This window comes from Polaromonas sp. P1_H6, assembly GCF_056405195.1.
In genome coordinates, this window is the sequence record NZ_JBFUCN010000001.1 from 96,767 (window position 1) to 112,636 (window position 15,870).

Consider the following 15,870-nt stretch of genomic DNA (forward strand, 5'->3'; position numbering starts at 1 on the left):
AAATACCGGATCAGCGGATCGCGGGTCCGGCTGTAGGCGGTTTTCGATGGTCCATGTGGGACTGTTGGGGTGATTCAGGCGTCTTTCGGGCCGGACAAAGGCAGCGCCAATCACTCCGGTCCCTGTGATTGAAAAGATGGTCTTGCCTGCCCGGCGCTGGAGGTTTAACCTGCAATTGCGTGTTCATTCACGCATCCAACCGGGTAACCAACCCCGGAAAATCTGGAAGCAATCACTTGCTTTCATCGCACTGGAGACGATTCATCTCTCTTTTGCGGAAACCCGACGGCATGAGCATAAACGCCCGCCGTCAACCCCGGTCGGTCTCACTGCCCGGGGTTTTTCTTTTGGGGGGGCTATGCCCTTTCGGGTGACCGTCTTTTTCAAATAAGTCATTGACCGATTGGCGCCGGCGTTAAAAACTCGTCGCCTATGGCAATCCCTGACTTGAAGAATAAATGGCGCGAAATCGAATGGCGGAACACCGCAAAAACCCTGCCGGCACGGGCTGCCGGCCTGGCCCGCTCGCCCCTGTGGCGGCGACGTGCCGCCTGGGCGCTTGGCGCGCTGCTGCTGCTCTGGGCGCTGGCCTATGCGGCCGTGCCCACCCTTCTGAAGTCGCAGCTCGAGAAGATCGCCTCTGAAAAACTGGGCCGGCAGGTCACCGTGGGCGCGGTCGATTTCAAGCCCTGGTCGCTCGAACTCACCCTGCGCGACCTGGCCATCGCCAAGGCCGGCGCTGCCGGAGTTCCCCAGGAAAATCCCCAGCTTTCCATCAAGCGCATATATATAGACGCCGAACTGGAGTCCCTGCTGCGCCTGGCGCCGGTGGCCGACGCCGTGCAGGTCGACGAACCCGTGGCTTTTCTGACCCACAAAGGCGAGGGCCGCTATGACATCGACGACATCCTGGAGCGCCTGAAGACGCCGGCGGACCAGCCGGCCGGGGATCCGCCACGCTTTGCGGTCTACAACATCGTGCTGAGCGGCGGGCGCCTGGACTTTAGCGACCAGTCCGTCGGCAAGACCCATGCGCTGCGCGAGCTGAACCTCTCCGTGCCCTTCCTGAGCAACCTCAAGTCCCAGCGCGAGATCAAGACCTCGCCGCACCTGGCCTTCAAGCTCAACGGCAGCAGTTTTGACACCGCCGCCGAGGGCACGCCCTTTGCCCAGACCCATAAAACCGACGCCACCTTGACTCTGCGCGGCTTTGACCTGAACCCCTACCTGGCCTACTGGCCGGCGAGCCTGCCCTTCAAATTGCAGAGTGCCGTGCTGCATGCCGACGCCAAAGTGGCGTTCGAGCAGACGCCGGCCACGGTGGTGCGCATCTCCGGCACGGTGACGGCGGAAAAGGTGCGCCTGCAGGTGGCGGGGCAGGCGCCGGCCGCTGTTCCCGCCCCGGCCCCCGGCCGCAAATCGGCGGGCAAACGTGATGGCGGCGATGTTCCACCGGCGTCCCGGCCCGACCTGCTCGCGTTTGAGCGGTTGCAGGTGACGATGGCCGACGTGCGCCCGCTGGAGCAATTCGTCAAGCTTGAAGCGGTCGAATTGAGTGCGCCCGTGCTGTCCGTCATCCGCGACCGGGCGGGGCGGCTCAACCTGTTACCGCCCGCCGCCACGACTGCTACAAAAAGTGAAGCAGACACTCAAGGTTTCGTAAAGGTTCCCGCAGGCAACGCCAGCAAGCCGGCAAATCCGGGCGCTTCGGCCAAAGCGCCGGCAAGCGCCCCCTGGAAGGTGCAGGTAGCCCGTGTGGCCGTGCGCGCGGGCAGCGTGAACTGGCTGGACGAAACCCTGGCCTCGCCGGCCGACATCCGCATGGGCGGCCTGGTGCTCAACGCCACGGCCATCGCCATGCCTTTTTCGGCCGGCGCACCGCTGCAATTCGACGGCTCGGTGGGGCTTGAGCCGCCTGCCGCCCCTGTGCCCGCGCCCTCCAAAGCCGGCGCCAGGCCCGCCGCGCCGCAGGCTCCGGCCGTCCCGGCGCTGCTGACTTTCAAGGGCAGCGCCACCGACCAGGCCGCCGAACTCACCGCCCAGGTGACGGCCTGGCCGCTGGGCATGGCGGCCAAATACGTGGGCCAGTTCCTGCTGCCGGCGCTGAACGGCCAGCTAGACGCCGAGCTGGGCATTCACTGGCAGGGGGCGAGCGGCGACAAGCCCCAGCTGCTGCGGCTCACGGCGCCGCAGGTCGCGGTCAGCGAGGTGCAACTGGCCCAGGGCAAGGTCTCGCTGGTGTCGATCAAGCGTGTGGACCTGGCACAGGTGGACATCGACGTGACCGGCCAGAGCTTCAAGGCCGGCAGGCTGCAGCTGACCCAGCCCAAAGCCCTGGTCGACCGCGACAGCGACAAGCGCTGGATGTACGAGCGCTGGATGGTCGGCCCCGGCAAGGCCGCTTTGCCGCCATCGCCCCCGCCGCCCACCGATGCGGCCACCCGCGCCTCCGCGCCCTCCTGGGCCGTGGCCATCAGCGATGTGCAGCTTGAAGGCGGCGCCATGTCGTTTTCCGACAAGGCCGGCGCCAGGCCGGTGGCCTTCGAGGTCACGGCCGCCAAGGCCCAGCTGGGCGGGCTGATACTGGACGACAGGCCCGCGTCCCGGGCACAGGCAGCGAAACCCATGCCCCTGACCGCCTCGCTGCGCCTGGCGGCCGGCCGCTTCGAGCCCGGCAAGGTCGATTTCAACGGCAGCCTGGGGCTGGCCCCTCTGCAGGCCCAGGGGCGCCTGCTGGTCGACCGGCTGCCGGTGCAGGCCTTTGAGCCTTATTTCGCCGATACCCTCAATATCGAGCTGCTGCGCGCCGATGCCAGCTTCAAGGGCAAGGTGGCTTACCGCCAGCTGCCGGCCGGGCCGCAGGCCCAGGTGACGGGCGACGTGTCGCTGGAGGAGTTTCGCGCCAACACGCTGGCCCCCAGCGAAGACCTGCTGGCCTGGAAAGCACTGAACCTGCGCGGCTTCCATGTGGCGCTGGACCCGGCCAAGGCGACGCGGGTGGAGGTCAAGGAAACGGTGCTCAGCGACTTTTTCGCGCGCGTGATCGTCATGCCCGACGGCCGGATCAACTTGCAGGACCTGGTCAAATCGAAGGAGGCGGCGGTGGCAGGCGGCACGGCGAGTGCAGCCACCGCGCCGGCATCCGCCCCTGTTGCCTCAGCGAAAACAGTTGCCGCCGATGCAAAAGGCGCGCAGGCCGCGGCGGCTTTGCCGCCCGCCGTGAGCTTCGGCCCCATCAGCCTGATCAACGGCAAGGTGCTGTTTTCCGACCGCTTCGTCAAACCCAATTATTCGGCCGACCTCAGCGATTTGACCGGCAAGCTCAGCGCTTTTTCGTCGCAGCCACCCGCGGCCCCGGCCGGCGCTGGGCCGGCAGCGGCGCCCGCCATGGCCGACCTTGAATTGCGCGGGCGCGCCGAAGGCACGGCTTCGCTCGAAATCCTCGGCAAGCTCAACCCGCTGGCCAAGCCGCTGGCGCTGGACATCAAGGGCAAGGTGCGCGACCTGGAGCTGCCGCCGCTGTCGCCGTACTCCGTCAAGTACTCGGGTTACGGCATAGAGCGCGGCAAGCTCAGCGTCGACGTGAGCTACCTGGTGCAGCCCGACGGCAAACTTACCGCCACCAACAAGGTCATCCTGAACCAGCTGAGCTTCGGCGAGAAAGTGCCGGGCTCCACCGCCAGCCTGCCGGTCAAGCTGGCCGTCGCGCTGCTGGCCGACCGCAACGGCGTGATCGACATCGACCTGCCCATCAGCGGTTCGCTCAACGACCCGCAGTTCAGCCTCGGCCCCGTGATCGTCAAGGTCATCGTCAACGTGATCGTGAAAGCCATCACCGCGCCGTTCAGCCTGCTGGCCAACGCCTTCGGCGGCGGCGGGGACGAGCTCAGCACCGTGGGCTTTGCCGCCGGCAGCGCCGAACTGGGCCCCGAGGCCAAGGCCGGGCTGGACAAGGTTGCCAAGGCGCTGGCCGACAGGCCCTCGCTCAGGCTCACCGTGGTGGGCACCAGCAGCGTCGAGGCCGAGCGCGAGGGCTTCAAGCGCGAACGGCTGGATGCCCTGGTGCGCGCCGAAAAGCGCCGTATCACCGTAAAGGAGGGCGGCACGACCTCGGCCGCCGTCAGCATCAGCCCGGCCGAATACCCGGCTTTGCTCAAGGAAGTCTACAAACGCGCCGACATGCCCAAGCCGCGCAACCTGATCGGCCTGGCCAAGGATTTGTCCGTGCCCGAGATGGAAAAACTGCTGCTGGCCGACATCAAGGTCAATGACGACGCCATGCGCGAGCTGGCCGTGCAGCGCGGCGTGGCGGTCAAAGACTACCTCGCCTCGCGCGACCTGCCGCCTGAAAGGCTGTTCCTGGGCGCCGCTAAAACCATCCCGCCGGAGGCCAAATGGACGCCCCGCGCGGAGCTGAATTTGGCGATGCCCTAAAAAAGGCGAAAATAGCGCCAGTGCTTTATTGATAAAGCTTTTATGGGGCCGGGCTGGTATGTGCAACACAGGTTGCGCGGCACGGCCTTCCATCCACTCCAACACCCGCTGCCGCTCCGCGAAGCTCCCGTTCACCAAGGGCGCCTTGTGGTCGGCGGCACCTATTTTTTTGACCTTGCGCTCCCATGTTTAAATCCTCCAAACCCGAAGCCCCCGCCGTGAAAACGCCCACCACCAAGCAGGCCGAAGCCCATCCGCTGGACGGCTTGACCGGCGGCGCGTTTTCCGCGCCCACCTCCGGCGATCGCGCCGCGCGCATCCGCACGTGGCTGGCGACCGAGCCCACGGCCGAGCAGATGGCCGAGGTCTACAAGGACCTGGCCAACCGCGACAAGGGCGCGGCCAAGCCGCTGAAGGAAAAGCTCGACGAGATCAAGCGCAGCAAGGGCCAGGAAGCGGTCGCCGCCGAATGGGCCGAGAAGGCCCAGGCGCTGCTGGCCGCGCCCAAGCTCAACCTGGCCGACGCCCTGGCCTGGCAGCGCGATGCCGCCAAGGCCGGCGCGCCCCTGTCCAAGGAGCCGCTGGCCGGCCTCAAGGCGCAGCTGGCCGAGCGCGTCAAGACCATTGAAGACCTGCAGCACCGCACCCAGGTGCAGCGCGAAGCCGCCGTGCTGCTGGCCCAGCGCACCGAAGTGCTGTCGCTCAAACCATGGCGCGATGCCGAAGCCGCCCTCGAATCCTTGCGCGGCGATGTCACGCATTGGCAGTCGCAGGCCGGTGAAATCACGCAAGACGCCAATTGGGCTAGCGTGGACGCCAAATTCCCGCCGCTGCTTGACGCATCGCGGGCGCAGTTGCTCGCCGTGTGGGACGCTTTCCAGGGCGCGCTCGCGCAGGCCCAGAAGGCTGCTGAAGACACCGCCGCGCCTTTGCCCGCCGTGCCCGTGTGGGCCGACGAATTGCGCGCCGCCCGCGGCCAGGCTCCCGCCGAAGGCGAGGCTCCCGCGCGCGCGCCCAAGGCCAAGATCGATCCGGCCGTGCTCAAGGAGATGCGCGAAAAATCCTCGGCCGTCGTGCAGGCCGCGCTGGCCAAGCTTGAGCATGAAGTCACCGAAGGCCACGGCAAGTCCACGCCCAAGGTGGCGGCCGAACTGCGCCAGGCGCTGAAGGAAAACATCCGCAACATCGACAGCAAGCTCGAGTCCGCCGCGCACGCTGCGCTCACAGCCGCCGGCGAGCTCGAAGGCTGGCAGCGCTGGCGCGCCGACCAGATCCGCGAGGAACTGGTCGTCAAGGCCGAGGCGCTGGTGGCCAAGCCGCTGGGCGGGCGCAAACAGCAGGAAGCCCTGCGCGCCATGCGCGAGCAGTGGAAGACCAGCGACCAGGGCGGCACGCCCAACCACGCGCTGTGGAAGCGTTTCGACGACGCCTGCAACGAAGCCCACAAAGTCGTCGAGGCCTGGCTCGAGAAAGTGAAAGAGCAAAGCGAGGCCGTCAAGGCCGAGCGCAAGCTGCTGATCGACGAAGTGCTGGCCTGGGCCGAAGCCAACAAGGGCAACACCGACTGGAAGCACCACATCCGCAGCCTCAACGGCTTTGTCGAGAAATGGCGCGAGGCCGGCCACCTGGGCGAAAAGGCTTTTGCCGAAATCCAGCCCGTGTGGAAGGCTGCCATGGAGCAGGCCGACGCGGGCCTCACCGCCGCGCGCGCCGAGAGCATCGCGCGCCGCAAGGCCATGATTGAAGAGGCCGCTGTGCTGGGCGCCGAGCCGCAGCTGCGCATAGATGCCGTCAAGTCGCTGCAGCAGCGCTGGCAGCACGAGGCGCAGGCCGTGCCGATCGAGCGCAAGCAGGAACAGAAGATGTGGGATGCGTTCCGCAAGCCCATAGACGACGCCTTCCAGCGCAAGACCGCCGAGCGCGAAAAAGCCGCTGCGGCCCTGGGCGAATACGACCGCATGGTGCTCGAAGCCTCCAAGGCCGTGGAAGCCGCCACCGCCAGCGGCGATGCGCAGAAGATCCACGCCGCCGCCAAGGCGCTCGAAGCCATCGTGCGCGGCCAGGTGCCCGTGGCTGCGGCGCCTGTTGCTGCGCCCGCCGAATCGACGCCTTCCGTGGAGGCCACGCTGGCCGCATCCGAGAGCGCACCTGTCGCGCCAGCCGGCGAGGCCGCTGAAGCCGCACCCGAGGCGCTGGCTGAGCCCGCGGCCGAGGCGGAAGCGGCTGCCGCCGCCGAGTTCGCCGAAGCCGGCGAACCGGCCAGCGCGCCCGCCGAGCCGCCACCCGCACCCAAGCCCGCGCCCAAGCCTGTTGTGGCACGGCGCGGCGACGACCGCCCCGGCATGAAAAAGGCCGAGCCCGCGGCTGCGGGGCGCGGCGGCAAGTTCGGCGACCGCAAGGATACGCGCCCGGGCGGCAAACCCGCTGGCCCGCGCCAAAGCACCGACAACAAATTCGAACCCTACCGCCCCGACCGCGACAGCCGCGACGCCCGCCTGGGCCGTGATGACCGCGGCCCGCGTGGCAGCGACCGGCCGGCCTTTGAAGAGCGCGGCCCGCGCCTGGGCGATGCCGCCTTCCGCGCCCAGCGCGAAGCCTTTGAAGCGGCCAACCAGGCCCTGAAAAAGCTCGCCATGCAGGCGCACGGCGAGGTGCTGACGCACCTGCTCAGCGCCTGGGAAAAACGCGACCCGGAACAACTGCCCAGCGCGCAGGAACTCGGCAAGGCCGTGCCGCCGGCGGTGCGCAGCCGCTGGGTGCAGGCCGTCAGCACGCCTTCGGGCAAGGACGCTTCCGAAGCGTTGCTGCGCCTGGAGATCGCCGCCGACCTGCCCACGCCGGCCGAGCACATCAGCGCGCGCCGCATGCTGCAACTGCAGTTGCTGACCAAACGCAACGCGCCCGCGCCGACCGAGACCTGGGGCGAAGACACGGCCCAGGTGCTGGCGGCCGACTTCGACGCCGGCAATGCCAGGCGCGTGCAGAACGTGCTGAAGGCGCTGCTTAAACGATGAGCGGTGTTGCCGCTGCCGTGGCGCTGCCGGAGGAGCGACAGCAGAGCTTGGGCGAGGAAATCGCCAACAGCGTCAGCCACGGCGTGGCGCTGCTCGCCGCGCTGGCGGCCGCGCCTTTCCTGGTGCTGGCCAGCGCGCGGCAGGGTGATGCCATCGATATTGCGGGCGCCTCGGTGTTCGCCGCCACCATGGTGCTGCTGTACTTCACCTCCATGCTGTACCACGCGCTGCCGACGGTTCGCGCCGCGCGCGCCAAGAGCGTGTTCCAGGTCCTGGACCATGGCGCGATCTACCTGCTGATTGCCGGCACCTACACGCCGTTCACGCTGGGCGTGCTGCGCGGGCCCTGGGGCTGGACGCTGTTCGGCCTGGTCTGGGCCATGGCGCTGGCCGGCGTGGCGGTGAAGGCCGTCGCGGGCATACGCTACCCGCGCGTGTCCACGGCGCTCTACCTCGCGATGGGATGGATTGCCGTGATCGCCGTCAAGCCGATGCTGGAACTTATCCCGGGCTGGGGCTTGTTCTGGCTGGTGGCCGGCGGCCTGTTCTATACCCTGGGCGTGGGTTTCTTCGCCACCGATTCCAGGCTGCGCTACGGGCACTTCATCTGGCACCTGTTCGTGGCGGCCGGCACGGCCTGCCACTGCGTGGCCGTGCTGTATTACGCGTCCTAGCCTGGCCTTACCCGGGATTGAAGGCCGTCCTGAGCTGCTAGGACAGCAGCCGGATCAGCGTATCGGGGTGAATGCCCCAGCCTGCCAGGCCCGCCAGGCCCATCATTACGCCAAAGCCTGTGGGCACCAGGGCCAGAAAATAGAGCCACCAGAAATGGGTCAGCGCCGTGACGGCCAGCAGCGAAATGGCGATGGCCAGCAGGGCGTCGGCCAGGTCGAATTGGTCATCACGAAAATTGGCGGCGTCATAGTCTTTCTGGTCCTGCTCGGCTTGTGTTTTCAGCTCGTCTTTTTTTCGGGCTTGCTCGGCAGCCAGCTGTTCGTACTGCGCAATCGCCTTCTGGTAATTGGCTTGCTCCGAAGCGGGCTGTGACGGGGCGGCCAGCCGCAGTTGCAGCAGCGTGCCTTTGGCGACTTCCTCGCGGATATTGCGCGCCTGGTAGAAGTTCCAGTGGTCCAGCTTGTTGGCCTGCGCCTGCTGCATCGCCTGGACGATGTTGTCGTCCTTGACCTTGCAGATGCCCATGAAGGTGGCCAGCAGGGCAATCGTGATGGCCACGAACTGGTTGAGCTTGCGGTACTGCGCGAAAGATGCATCGTCGGCGTCGTCGCCCTTGGCAACTTCAAGGGGATCTATATCCATGGATGAACCTGTTCGTGAAAAAGAATTAGCGGGCAAGCGGGCTGCAATGGTACCCCGCGCCCGCCGGCGCCCGGCCAGGCCTGGCCGCGAGGTCAGCGCGCCGCTTCGATCAAATGGGCGATCCCGTCAAATCCCAGGCGCCGCGCGTGCTGCTGCGCATTCAATCCGTCGTTGTCGATCAGCGCTGGGTTCGCGCCCGCCGCCAGCAGGCGCTGGACCACGGCCGTGTGTCCCTGCATGGCGGCCAGTATCAGGGGCGTGCGGCCCGCCGAGTCGGCTGCATTGAGTGCGGCGCCTTGTTGGAGCAAGCGCTCCACTTGCGGCAGATTGCCCGCGCGCGCCGCCTTCTGCAGTGCGCCCGCCAGTTTGGGTATGCCGGGCGCTTCCTTCAGGAAGAGGGCCTCTGGCGGGCCTTGCCTTTCCCGTTTCTCTTGCGGCGCCGCAGCGGCACGCGCGGCTGCGGCGGGTGCAGCCGCCGCAGGCGCAGCGGGTGCCGGTGCAGCCACGGGAGCAGGGGGCTGAATTGCTGCGACGGCAGGTGGGGCCGGGGCGGCCTGCGGTACAGGTGCCGGGGAGGCGGTGAGCCCTCCCACTGCGGAGTCGGCCTGGCGTGCAGACCGCTCGAGCTGTCGATTTTCCTGTGCCGCGGCGATTTCAGGCGCAGGTGGCGGCGGGGCCGCCGGTGAAGGCGCCGGGCTTGGCGGGGGCGGCCGCGCAGCTTCGGCTTCCGCCTTGGGTGCCGTCGAGCCGCTGAGGGACGGCTGGGTTGTGGATTTTTTCGCCGCGGGTGCGACGGGTGCGGGGGGCGCTTTCGGTGCTGCTGGAGGGCTCTCAGCCTGCCTGGCTTTGCCGCTACGGTTGTCGGCCTGGGGGGCGGGTGCTTGCGGCGCTGTAGCGTCCGCGGCCGCCGGGGCCGCCGGGGTGGATGGAGCGGTAGCCGCGGCCGGTGGTGCGCTCGCGCTGGGCTGGCCGAAGGCCAGGTCTTTTTCCTCATCCGTGCCGCGGTCGAATTGCAGCACCAGCAGGCCGGTCAGGCCGGCCAGCGCCAGGCTGGCCAGGGCGGAGATTTTCCAGCGCGACTGGTTGGCGGCGGGGGGCGTGGGTGCACCACTGCCGGCGGCCGGGGTTTGCCTGCCGGCCTCGATCACCATCTGCGCATGGGCGCGCACCGCATCCCGCACGTGCGCGCCGGGCCGCCGTGCATCCCGCGCGCTGGCTTCGCGGTAGCGCTGCATCAGCTCATCGCCGGGCGGGCTGCGGTCAGGCTCTGTCATGCAAACTCCTGTAGCTGCTGGCGCAGGCTGTTTCGTGCATAGCGCAGGCGGCTTTTGGCGGTCTCGAAATTCACGCCGGTGGCGGCGGCGATCTCGTCCACGCTGAGGCCGGCTTCGGCCTGCAGCAGGAAGGCCTCGCGCTGTTCGCGGGGCAGGCGCTCGACCGCGGCAATCAAGGCCGCCGCCTGCTCGCTGGACTCCAGCCGGCGCAAGGGGCCGAAGCCCGAATCGGCGGCCAGCGTGTCGCCCAGGCCGGGGCTCTCGCCGCCCTCACCGTCGTCACCGCCGTTGCCGTCGATGCTCACATGGTGCCGCGCGGTGCGAAAGTAATCAATCAACCGGTTGTGCGCCATGGTGAACAGCCAGGTCTTGAAGCGCGCCGACACCTTGTAGGTGGGCGCGCTGCGGGCCACGGCAAACCACACGTCCTGCAGCAGGTCGTCGGCCACCGCCTGCACCCGCACGCTGCGAAACACATAACGCCACACACCGAGCTCGTGGCGCGCATAAAGCGCATCGAAAGCCGCGATGTCGCCGGCCGCATAGCGCAGCATCAGCGATTCGTCGCTGTCTTCGGCTGCGTCTTCGGACGGGGGCGCACTGGGCATGCGCCACTTTATCAGCCCTCACGGTCGCCCACTGTGTACGGCTTGTTGCGCCGTCAATGGGGATCTGGAACATACGAGAAGCTGCGGGATTCCGGGAAAGGATTGGGGCTGGGAATCGTCGGTACTGATTCACGGATCACACCGGCGGCAACCAGGTTCTCGCGGCTGTCGTAACGGATGCGGATCACCTCGTTGGGCTGGGCCTGCAGGCGCGCGAAGCTGGTGTGCGACACCACCGAGCTTTCGCGGGCGCCGTGGCCGGTTCCCAGCTTGGGCGCCGGCATCGGGGCAGCCTGCTGCTTCCTGAGCGAGCCCTCGGCAGAGGCGGATGCGTCCGCGCCGCCCATGATGCGATCGGCCAGTGATTCCGCTGCGGGGGCCGCCGGGGCAGGGGCGCCGCGCAGGCTGGCGGGTGCCTCGCGTTCGCTGCGGTCGCGGCTGGAATAGGCCGGCGCCTGGGCCACCGGTTCGGGCAGCCGTTCGCGAAAGAGCGCCACGCCGATCACGCCGACGTTGGCCGGCCTGCCGGTGCGGCCGGCGTAAGAATCCCCGAGCGCGGAAAACTCGAAGGCCGCGACTTCGCTGCTGCTTTTGCGCCAGCCCGTCACCTGGTATTGCTGCCAAGGTGAAAACACATAACCGGTCTGGTCCCAGGCGGCGGTTTCGCCGCTCAACACGTTGACGCCGTCGACGGCGGTCACGGCCAGCACCCGCTCGCCGAGCTTGTTGCGCACGGCGATCGCATATTTGGCACCGTACTGGCCGGCCACCCAGTAATCGCCGCGGTGGTAGTACAGCGGCAGCGTGGCGCCGGTGTTGCGGTCTACCACGGTGATGTCGGCCAGGCGTCCGACGGCCTGCGCCGGCAGGGCCCAGGCGGACAAGGCCAGCAGGATGGAAGCGGGGAGGAGATGGGGTTTCATGGGGGCTCCGGAAGGTGGTGGAGCCCCATGAAACGAAGCAGGCGGGGGAAAGGGGTTAAGGAGGGCTGGGAAGGTGTCAAGAGCCGCTTGGAAAACCCCGGAAACGGGGCTTCGGTGCCGTTTCCTCTCGTTATTTGGCGGGAATGAAGAATTTATCGAACAACACCGTCATCGGCGCGAAATCCTGGGTGAAACGTTCGCGGTTGACGAAGTAGGCCTCGCAGGCCACGGCGAAAAACTCGGCCGGGGAGCCCGCGCCGTAGTCGTCCAGCCACGGCGGCGCGGCGCCGAAACGCTTGGCCATGGCGACTTTTTCGCAAAACTCGTCAAAGGCCGGCTGCATCACCGAGTGCCATGCGCTCAGGGCGCTGCGGGTGGGGAGAGGCGGGCAGCCGTCGGCCGCGCCGTCGCGCATGTCGATCTTGTGGATGAATTCGTGGATCACGACGTTGTGCCCGTGCTCGGCCGCGCCACCCGCGGCGGCGACCTCCTGCCAGCTCAAGGTGACGGGGCCGCCGTCCATGGCTTCGCCCAGCAGGGTTTCGCTGTAGCGGTGCACCACGCCGGCCTGGTCGGTGACTTCGCGGCGCGCCAGCATGGCGCCGGGGTGCACCACGATGCCCTTGAAGTCGTCATACCAGCGCAGGCCCAGGTGCAGAACCGGCAGGCAGGCCTGCGCGGCGATCGCCACGGCCATTTCGTCGGTGACCTGCAGGCCGTGGGCGCCGGTGAACTCCTTTTGTTTGAGGAATTTCCCGGCCATTTCGTGCAGCTGCTGCAGTTCGGTCACCGGGCGGCGGGCCAGGAAGGGGAACTGCAGCAAGGTGTCCATCCACAGGGTGTCGGGAATGGTCTTGGTGGGGGCGCTCTGGCGCCCCAGCGTTCGTAACCAGTTCAGCATGGGGTGGGTGTCTTGGTCAGGGGCAAGGCGAAAAACAAAAAATGAAAAGAAGTCAGCACAAGGCAATGCGCTGCAAGCCGCCGGCGCCCAGGCGCAGCACGTCGGCGCGTGGCATGGGGGCGGCCAGGTCCCAGTCGCTGAGCACCACGCGCGAGAGGCCCTCGCCAAGGTCGTGCAGGGCCGGCTTGTGGGTGTGTCCGTGGATCAGCGTGGGGGCCTTTGCCGCGCGCAACCACTGGCGGGCAGCCGCGGCATCGACGTCGGCATAGGACGCGCCTGATTGCTTGCGCGCCTCGCTTTGCCGGCGCAGCGCGCGCGCGATGTCCTGGCGCTCGGCCAGCGGCTTGGCCAGGAAGGCGCGCTGCCACTCGGGGCTGCGCACCTGCCGGCGGAATTCCATGTAGTCGGTGTCGTCCAGGCACAGGGCATCACCGTGCGAGAGCAGCCAGCGCCGGCCCGAGCCCGCGGGAAACTCAAGCACGGTCGGATCGTGCAGCAAGGTGGTGTTGCACAGGTCCATCAGGGCCTGGCCGACCAGGAAGTCGCGGTTGCCGTGCATGAAGAACAGCGCCAGCCGGCCGGCGGCTTCGCCCATGGCGTGCACGCAGCGCGCATCAAAAGCGGCGGCGGGAGAGGCCAGGTCTTCGCCGACGGCATCGTCACCGACCCAGACTTCAAACAGGTCGCCCAGGATGAAGACCGCGTCGGCGGGCGTGCTTTCGAGGTAGTGCCGCCAGGCTTCGAAGGTGGCGGCATCGCCGGCCTGCAGGTGCAGGTCGGAAATGAAGTCGACCGTGCGCCAGGACGGCGGCGCCAAAAGCTCCGCGACCTGGGGGACGGCCTGGGGGGTGTTCACCGGCGGCTGGGACACTCAGTCCAGCGAGATGGCTCTCTGGATGATCACGTCTTCCATCGGGACGTCGTCATGGAAGCCTTTGCGGCCGGTCTTGACGGCCTTGATCTTGTCGACCACGTCGGTGCCGGCAATCACCTTGCCGAACACGGCATAGCCCCAGCCCGAAGCGCTGGGTGCGGTGTGGTTCAGGAAGCCGTTGTCGGCGACGTTGATGAAGAACTGTGAACTGGCCGAGTGCGGCGCATTGGTGCGAGCCATGGCGACGGTGTAGTTGTCGTTCTTCAGGCCGTTGTTGGCTTCGTTCTCGATTTCGCCGTCGGTGGGCTTTTGTTTCATGCCGGGCTCGAAACCGCCGCCCTGCACCATGAAACCGGGGATCACGCGGTGGAACACGGTGTTGGCGTAGTGGCCCTTGTTGACGTAGTTCAGGAAGTTGGCGACGGTCTTGGGCGCCTTGGCATCGTCCAGTTCCAGTGTGATGACGCCGTATTCGGCGATGTGCAGTTCGACTCTGGGTTTGCTCATGATGGTGTCCTGTAGGGGAATGTCAATGAATGAATTAATTGACGAGGGTTGCTGATTTGATGAGGACCGGCGTTTTGGGAACGTCGGTCGGGAAGGGGCCGCCCGCGCCGGTCGGCACCGACTTGATTTTGTTGACGACGTCCATGCCGCTGACGACCTTGCCGAACACGGTGTAGCCGTAGAGCTGGGGCGCGTTGATGAGTTGCGCGCGCGGCGTGTTTTCGTAGACGCGGCCCTGGTACTCGAATTTGGGCACCGGGTCGCCGGGCGGGATGACGGTGGGGTTCAGGAAGTCGTTGTCCTTCACGTTGATGAAGAACTGCGACGAGGCCGAATTGGGGTCGTTGGTGCGCGCCATGGCCAGGGTGCCGACGACGTTTTTGGGGCCGCCTTTGGCGAGCGCCTCGCGGCCCTCATGCGGTACCGGCGGGCGGGTTTTCTTCTCGGCATAGGTGTCGTCGTAGCCGCCACCCTGCACCATGAAGTTGCTGATCACGCGGTGAAAAATCGTGCCGTCGTAGTGCTTGTCCTTGACGTATTGCAGGAAATTTTCCACGGTCTTGGGGGCTTTGTCGGGGTAGACCTCGACCACGAAATCGCCTTCGCTGGTGACGAACTTGACCTTGGGCGCATTTTGCGCGAGCGCCGGGCCGGCCGCGAAGGCCAGGCCTGCCGCGGTTGCGGCCAGCAAGGCGCGGCGCAGGGGCAAAAAGGCGGGGTGAACTGCCATCAAATGGTTCCTTCAAAGAATATTTTCCACTGGCTGCCCTGGCGGACCCAGTACTGGCGTTTGGTGCGGCCTGTCTTGGCGCCTTTGACCAGCTCGCCAAAGGTTACCACCATCGTGTCGGTGCTGTCGGTCCAGCGCAGGTAAGACACGTCCTTGAGCTGGATGTCGCGCCCGCCCAGTTGCTTGATCTCGGTCTGCAGGGCCGGTGTCCATTCGGCCAGGGTCTTGCCGTAGCTCGTGAAGTCGGGGGTGTACCAGGCGGTGAGCCTGGCGATGTCGCCGCTGGACTTGGCGCTGTGCCAGCCCTGCAGCACGCTTTCAAAGGACTTGCTGTCGGCCGTGAGCGATTGCGGCGCCACCCATTTGAGGTTGTGCGCGATGACGACGGGCGTGCTGCGCACCTCGACGGTGCGGATGATGCGCTCCAGGTCGGGGTTGGCCAGCACCACGCAGCCGTCGGTGGACAGCGGCGCCCGCGAAAATTGCGCCGGCGGCGTGCCGTGCAGCCAGATGCCGCCGCCGGTTTTCCCGCGCTTGACGTCGAGCTGGTTGGGGTAGTTGATGGGCAGCGCGCCCGAGCCGTAGAAGTCGCGCAGCGATTTCGGGTTCAGGTTGCTGGTGATGAAGTACACCCCGACCGGCGTGCGCAGGTCGCCTTCGACGGATTTTTCGATGCCGGACTTGCCGACCGAGATGTAGTAGTCGGCCACCAGCTTGATGCCGGTGGCGGTGTTTTCAAACAGGTACAGGCGCGACCTGGAGGCGTCGACGGCGATCGCGTGCTTGTTGCGCGGCGACAGGGCCAGGAACTGCGAGGGCACGGTGCCCGGCGCCGGGCGTTCGCGCAGCGCGCGCAGCCGCAGCAGCGACTCCTGGCGCAGCTCGGCCAGCAGCGGGGCCGCGGCTTTGCTGGCGGTGATTTCGGGCAAGTCACCGGGTGCGCGCAGCGGGCGTGTGAAGCCGGCCAGCAGGTCGCCGTAGACCAGTTGCGCGAGCTGGAAGTTGGGGTGGTCCTTGACCAGGCTTTCGGCCTTGCGCAATGCTTCGCGTGGATTGGCCTGGCCTATCAGCTTGTAGATTTCAATCAGCCGGGCTTCGGCTTCGCCGTCGCGCGGCTCGCGTTGCGGCGCAGTGGTGGCGCGCGCCGTGGCCTTGACGGCGGCTTCCGCGCGGGCGGGCGCAAGCGCCGGCACCAGGCAAGGGGCCATGAAAAAAAGGGCTGTGAGCACCTTCTTCATGCTGGTTTCCAAAACGGGTTGCCGGCCGGTGAAGAGGAGGCGAGGACGGG

12 protein-coding genes are annotated in these 15,870 nt (G+C 67.2%); 3 read left to right on the forward strand and 9 right to left on the reverse strand.

All coding sequences use genetic code 11. From position 1 onward, the window contains the following. Positions 1–432 precede the first annotated feature (432 nt). The 3 genes from AC1D1F_RS00480 to trhA all read left to right on the forward strand — a co-directional run bounded on the left by AC1D1F_RS00480 (position 433) and on the right by trhA (position 8,122). Positions 433–4,434, forward strand: coding sequence for a DUF748 domain-containing protein (locus tag AC1D1F_RS00480; RefSeq protein ID WP_477696317.1), 4,002 nt, complete (start codon positions 433–435; stop codon positions 4,432–4,434). Between the two features lie 185 nt (positions 4,435–4,619). Beyond that, positions 4,620–7,448, forward strand: coding sequence for a DUF349 domain-containing protein (locus tag AC1D1F_RS00485; protein WP_477696318.1), 2,829 nt, complete (start codon positions 4,620–4,622; stop codon positions 7,446–7,448). Next, positions 7,445–8,122: a PAQR family membrane homeostasis protein TrhA gene (trhA, locus tag AC1D1F_RS00490; protein ID WP_477676957.1), complete on the forward strand. Its 678-nt coding sequence runs from the start codon at positions 7,445–7,447 to the stop codon at positions 8,120–8,122. The genes AC1D1F_RS00485 and trhA overlap by 4 nt, the downstream gene beginning before the upstream one ends. A gap of 37 nt (positions 8,123–8,159) precedes the next feature. On the opposite strand, the gene AC1D1F_RS00495 is transcribed toward trhA, so the two are convergent. The 9 genes from AC1D1F_RS00495 to AC1D1F_RS00535 form a co-directional block, all read right to left on the reverse strand. Further along, positions 8,160–8,765: a DUF4337 domain-containing protein gene (locus AC1D1F_RS00495; RefSeq protein WP_477696319.1), complete on the reverse strand. Its 606-nt coding sequence runs from the start codon at positions 8,763–8,765 to the stop codon at positions 8,160–8,162. A gap of 92 nt (positions 8,766–8,857) precedes the next feature. Further along, entirely contained in the window at positions 8,858–10,039 is a 1,182-nt protein-coding gene (locus tag AC1D1F_RS00500) for an ankyrin repeat domain-containing protein (protein WP_477696320.1), read from the reverse strand. Continuing rightward, on the reverse strand, positions 10,036–10,647 hold the full coding sequence (locus AC1D1F_RS00505; RefSeq protein WP_477676954.1) for a sigma-70 family RNA polymerase sigma factor: 612 nt from the start codon (positions 10,645–10,647) through the stop codon (positions 10,036–10,038). Before AC1D1F_RS00505 ends, AC1D1F_RS00500 begins: the two co-directional genes overlap by 4 nt. A gap of 53 nt (positions 10,648–10,700) precedes the next feature. Continuing rightward, the gene (locus AC1D1F_RS00510; protein ID WP_477676953.1) at positions 10,701–11,570 is read right to left on the reverse strand and encodes a hypothetical protein; all 870 of its coding nucleotides are present in this window, start codon (positions 11,568–11,570) and stop codon (positions 10,701–10,703) included. Between the two features lie 130 nt (positions 11,571–11,700). Then, entirely contained in the window at positions 11,701–12,471 is a 771-nt protein-coding gene (locus AC1D1F_RS00515; RefSeq protein ID WP_477676952.1) for a M90 family metallopeptidase, read from the reverse strand. 52 nt (positions 12,472–12,523) lie between these two features. Continuing rightward, positions 12,524–13,327 carry a UDP-2,3-diacylglucosamine diphosphatase gene (locus AC1D1F_RS00520; protein WP_477676951.1) on the reverse strand — a complete coding sequence of 268 codons (804 nt, stop codon included), beginning with the start codon at positions 13,325–13,327 and terminating at the stop codon, positions 12,524–12,526. A 15-nt stretch (positions 13,328–13,342) separates the two neighbouring features. Further along, positions 13,343–13,852, reverse strand: coding sequence for a peptidylprolyl isomerase (locus tag AC1D1F_RS00525; RefSeq protein WP_436153974.1), 510 nt, complete (start codon positions 13,850–13,852; stop codon positions 13,343–13,345). A 34-nt stretch (positions 13,853–13,886) separates the two neighbouring features. Then, positions 13,887–14,582: a peptidylprolyl isomerase gene (locus AC1D1F_RS00530; RefSeq protein ID WP_477676950.1), complete on the reverse strand. Its 696-nt coding sequence runs from the start codon at positions 14,580–14,582 to the stop codon at positions 13,887–13,889. Then, complete coding sequence (locus tag AC1D1F_RS00535; RefSeq protein ID WP_477676949.1) at positions 14,582–15,820, reverse strand: L,D-transpeptidase family protein; 1,239 nt, start codon at positions 15,818–15,820, stop codon at positions 14,582–14,584. The genes AC1D1F_RS00530 and AC1D1F_RS00535 overlap by 1 nt, the downstream gene beginning before the upstream one ends. Positions 15,821–15,870 lie beyond the last annotated feature (50 nt).

Coding starts and splice junctions, on each gene's coding strand:
- AC1D1F_RS00485 (WP_477696318.1), top strand. CDS start 4,620: ATGTTTAAATCCTCCAAACCCGAAGCCCCCGCCGTGAAAACGCCCACC.
- AC1D1F_RS00530 (WP_477676950.1), bottom strand. CDS start 14,582: ATGGCAGTTCACCCCGCCTTTTTGCCCCTGCGCCGCGCCTTGCTGGCC.
- AC1D1F_RS00515 (WP_477676952.1), bottom strand. CDS start 12,471: ATGCTGAACTGGTTACGAACGCTGGGGCGCCAGAGCGCCCCCACCAAG.
- AC1D1F_RS00525 (WP_436153974.1), bottom strand. CDS start 13,852: ATGAGCAAACCCAGAGTCGAACTGCACATCGCCGAATACGGCGTCATC.
- AC1D1F_RS00510 (WP_477676953.1), bottom strand. CDS start 11,570: ATGAAACCCCATCTCCTCCCCGCTTCCATCCTGCTGGCCTTGTCCGCC.
- AC1D1F_RS00495 (WP_477696319.1), bottom strand. CDS start 8,765: ATGGATATAGATCCCCTTGAAGTTGCCAAGGGCGACGACGCCGACGAT.
- AC1D1F_RS00535 (WP_477676949.1), bottom strand. CDS start 15,820: ATGAAGAAGGTGCTCACAGCCCTTTTTTTCATGGCCCCTTGCCTGGTG.
- AC1D1F_RS00480 (WP_477696317.1), top strand. CDS start 433: ATGGCAATCCCTGACTTGAAGAATAAATGGCGCGAAATCGAATGGCGG.
- AC1D1F_RS00500 (WP_477696320.1), bottom strand. CDS start 10,039: ATGACAGAGCCTGACCGCAGCCCGCCCGGCGATGAGCTGATGCAGCGC.
- trhA (WP_477676957.1), top strand. CDS start 7,445: ATGAGCGGTGTTGCCGCTGCCGTGGCGCTGCCGGAGGAGCGACAGCAG.
- AC1D1F_RS00505 (WP_477676954.1), bottom strand. CDS start 10,647: ATGCCCAGTGCGCCCCCGTCCGAAGACGCAGCCGAAGACAGCGACGAA.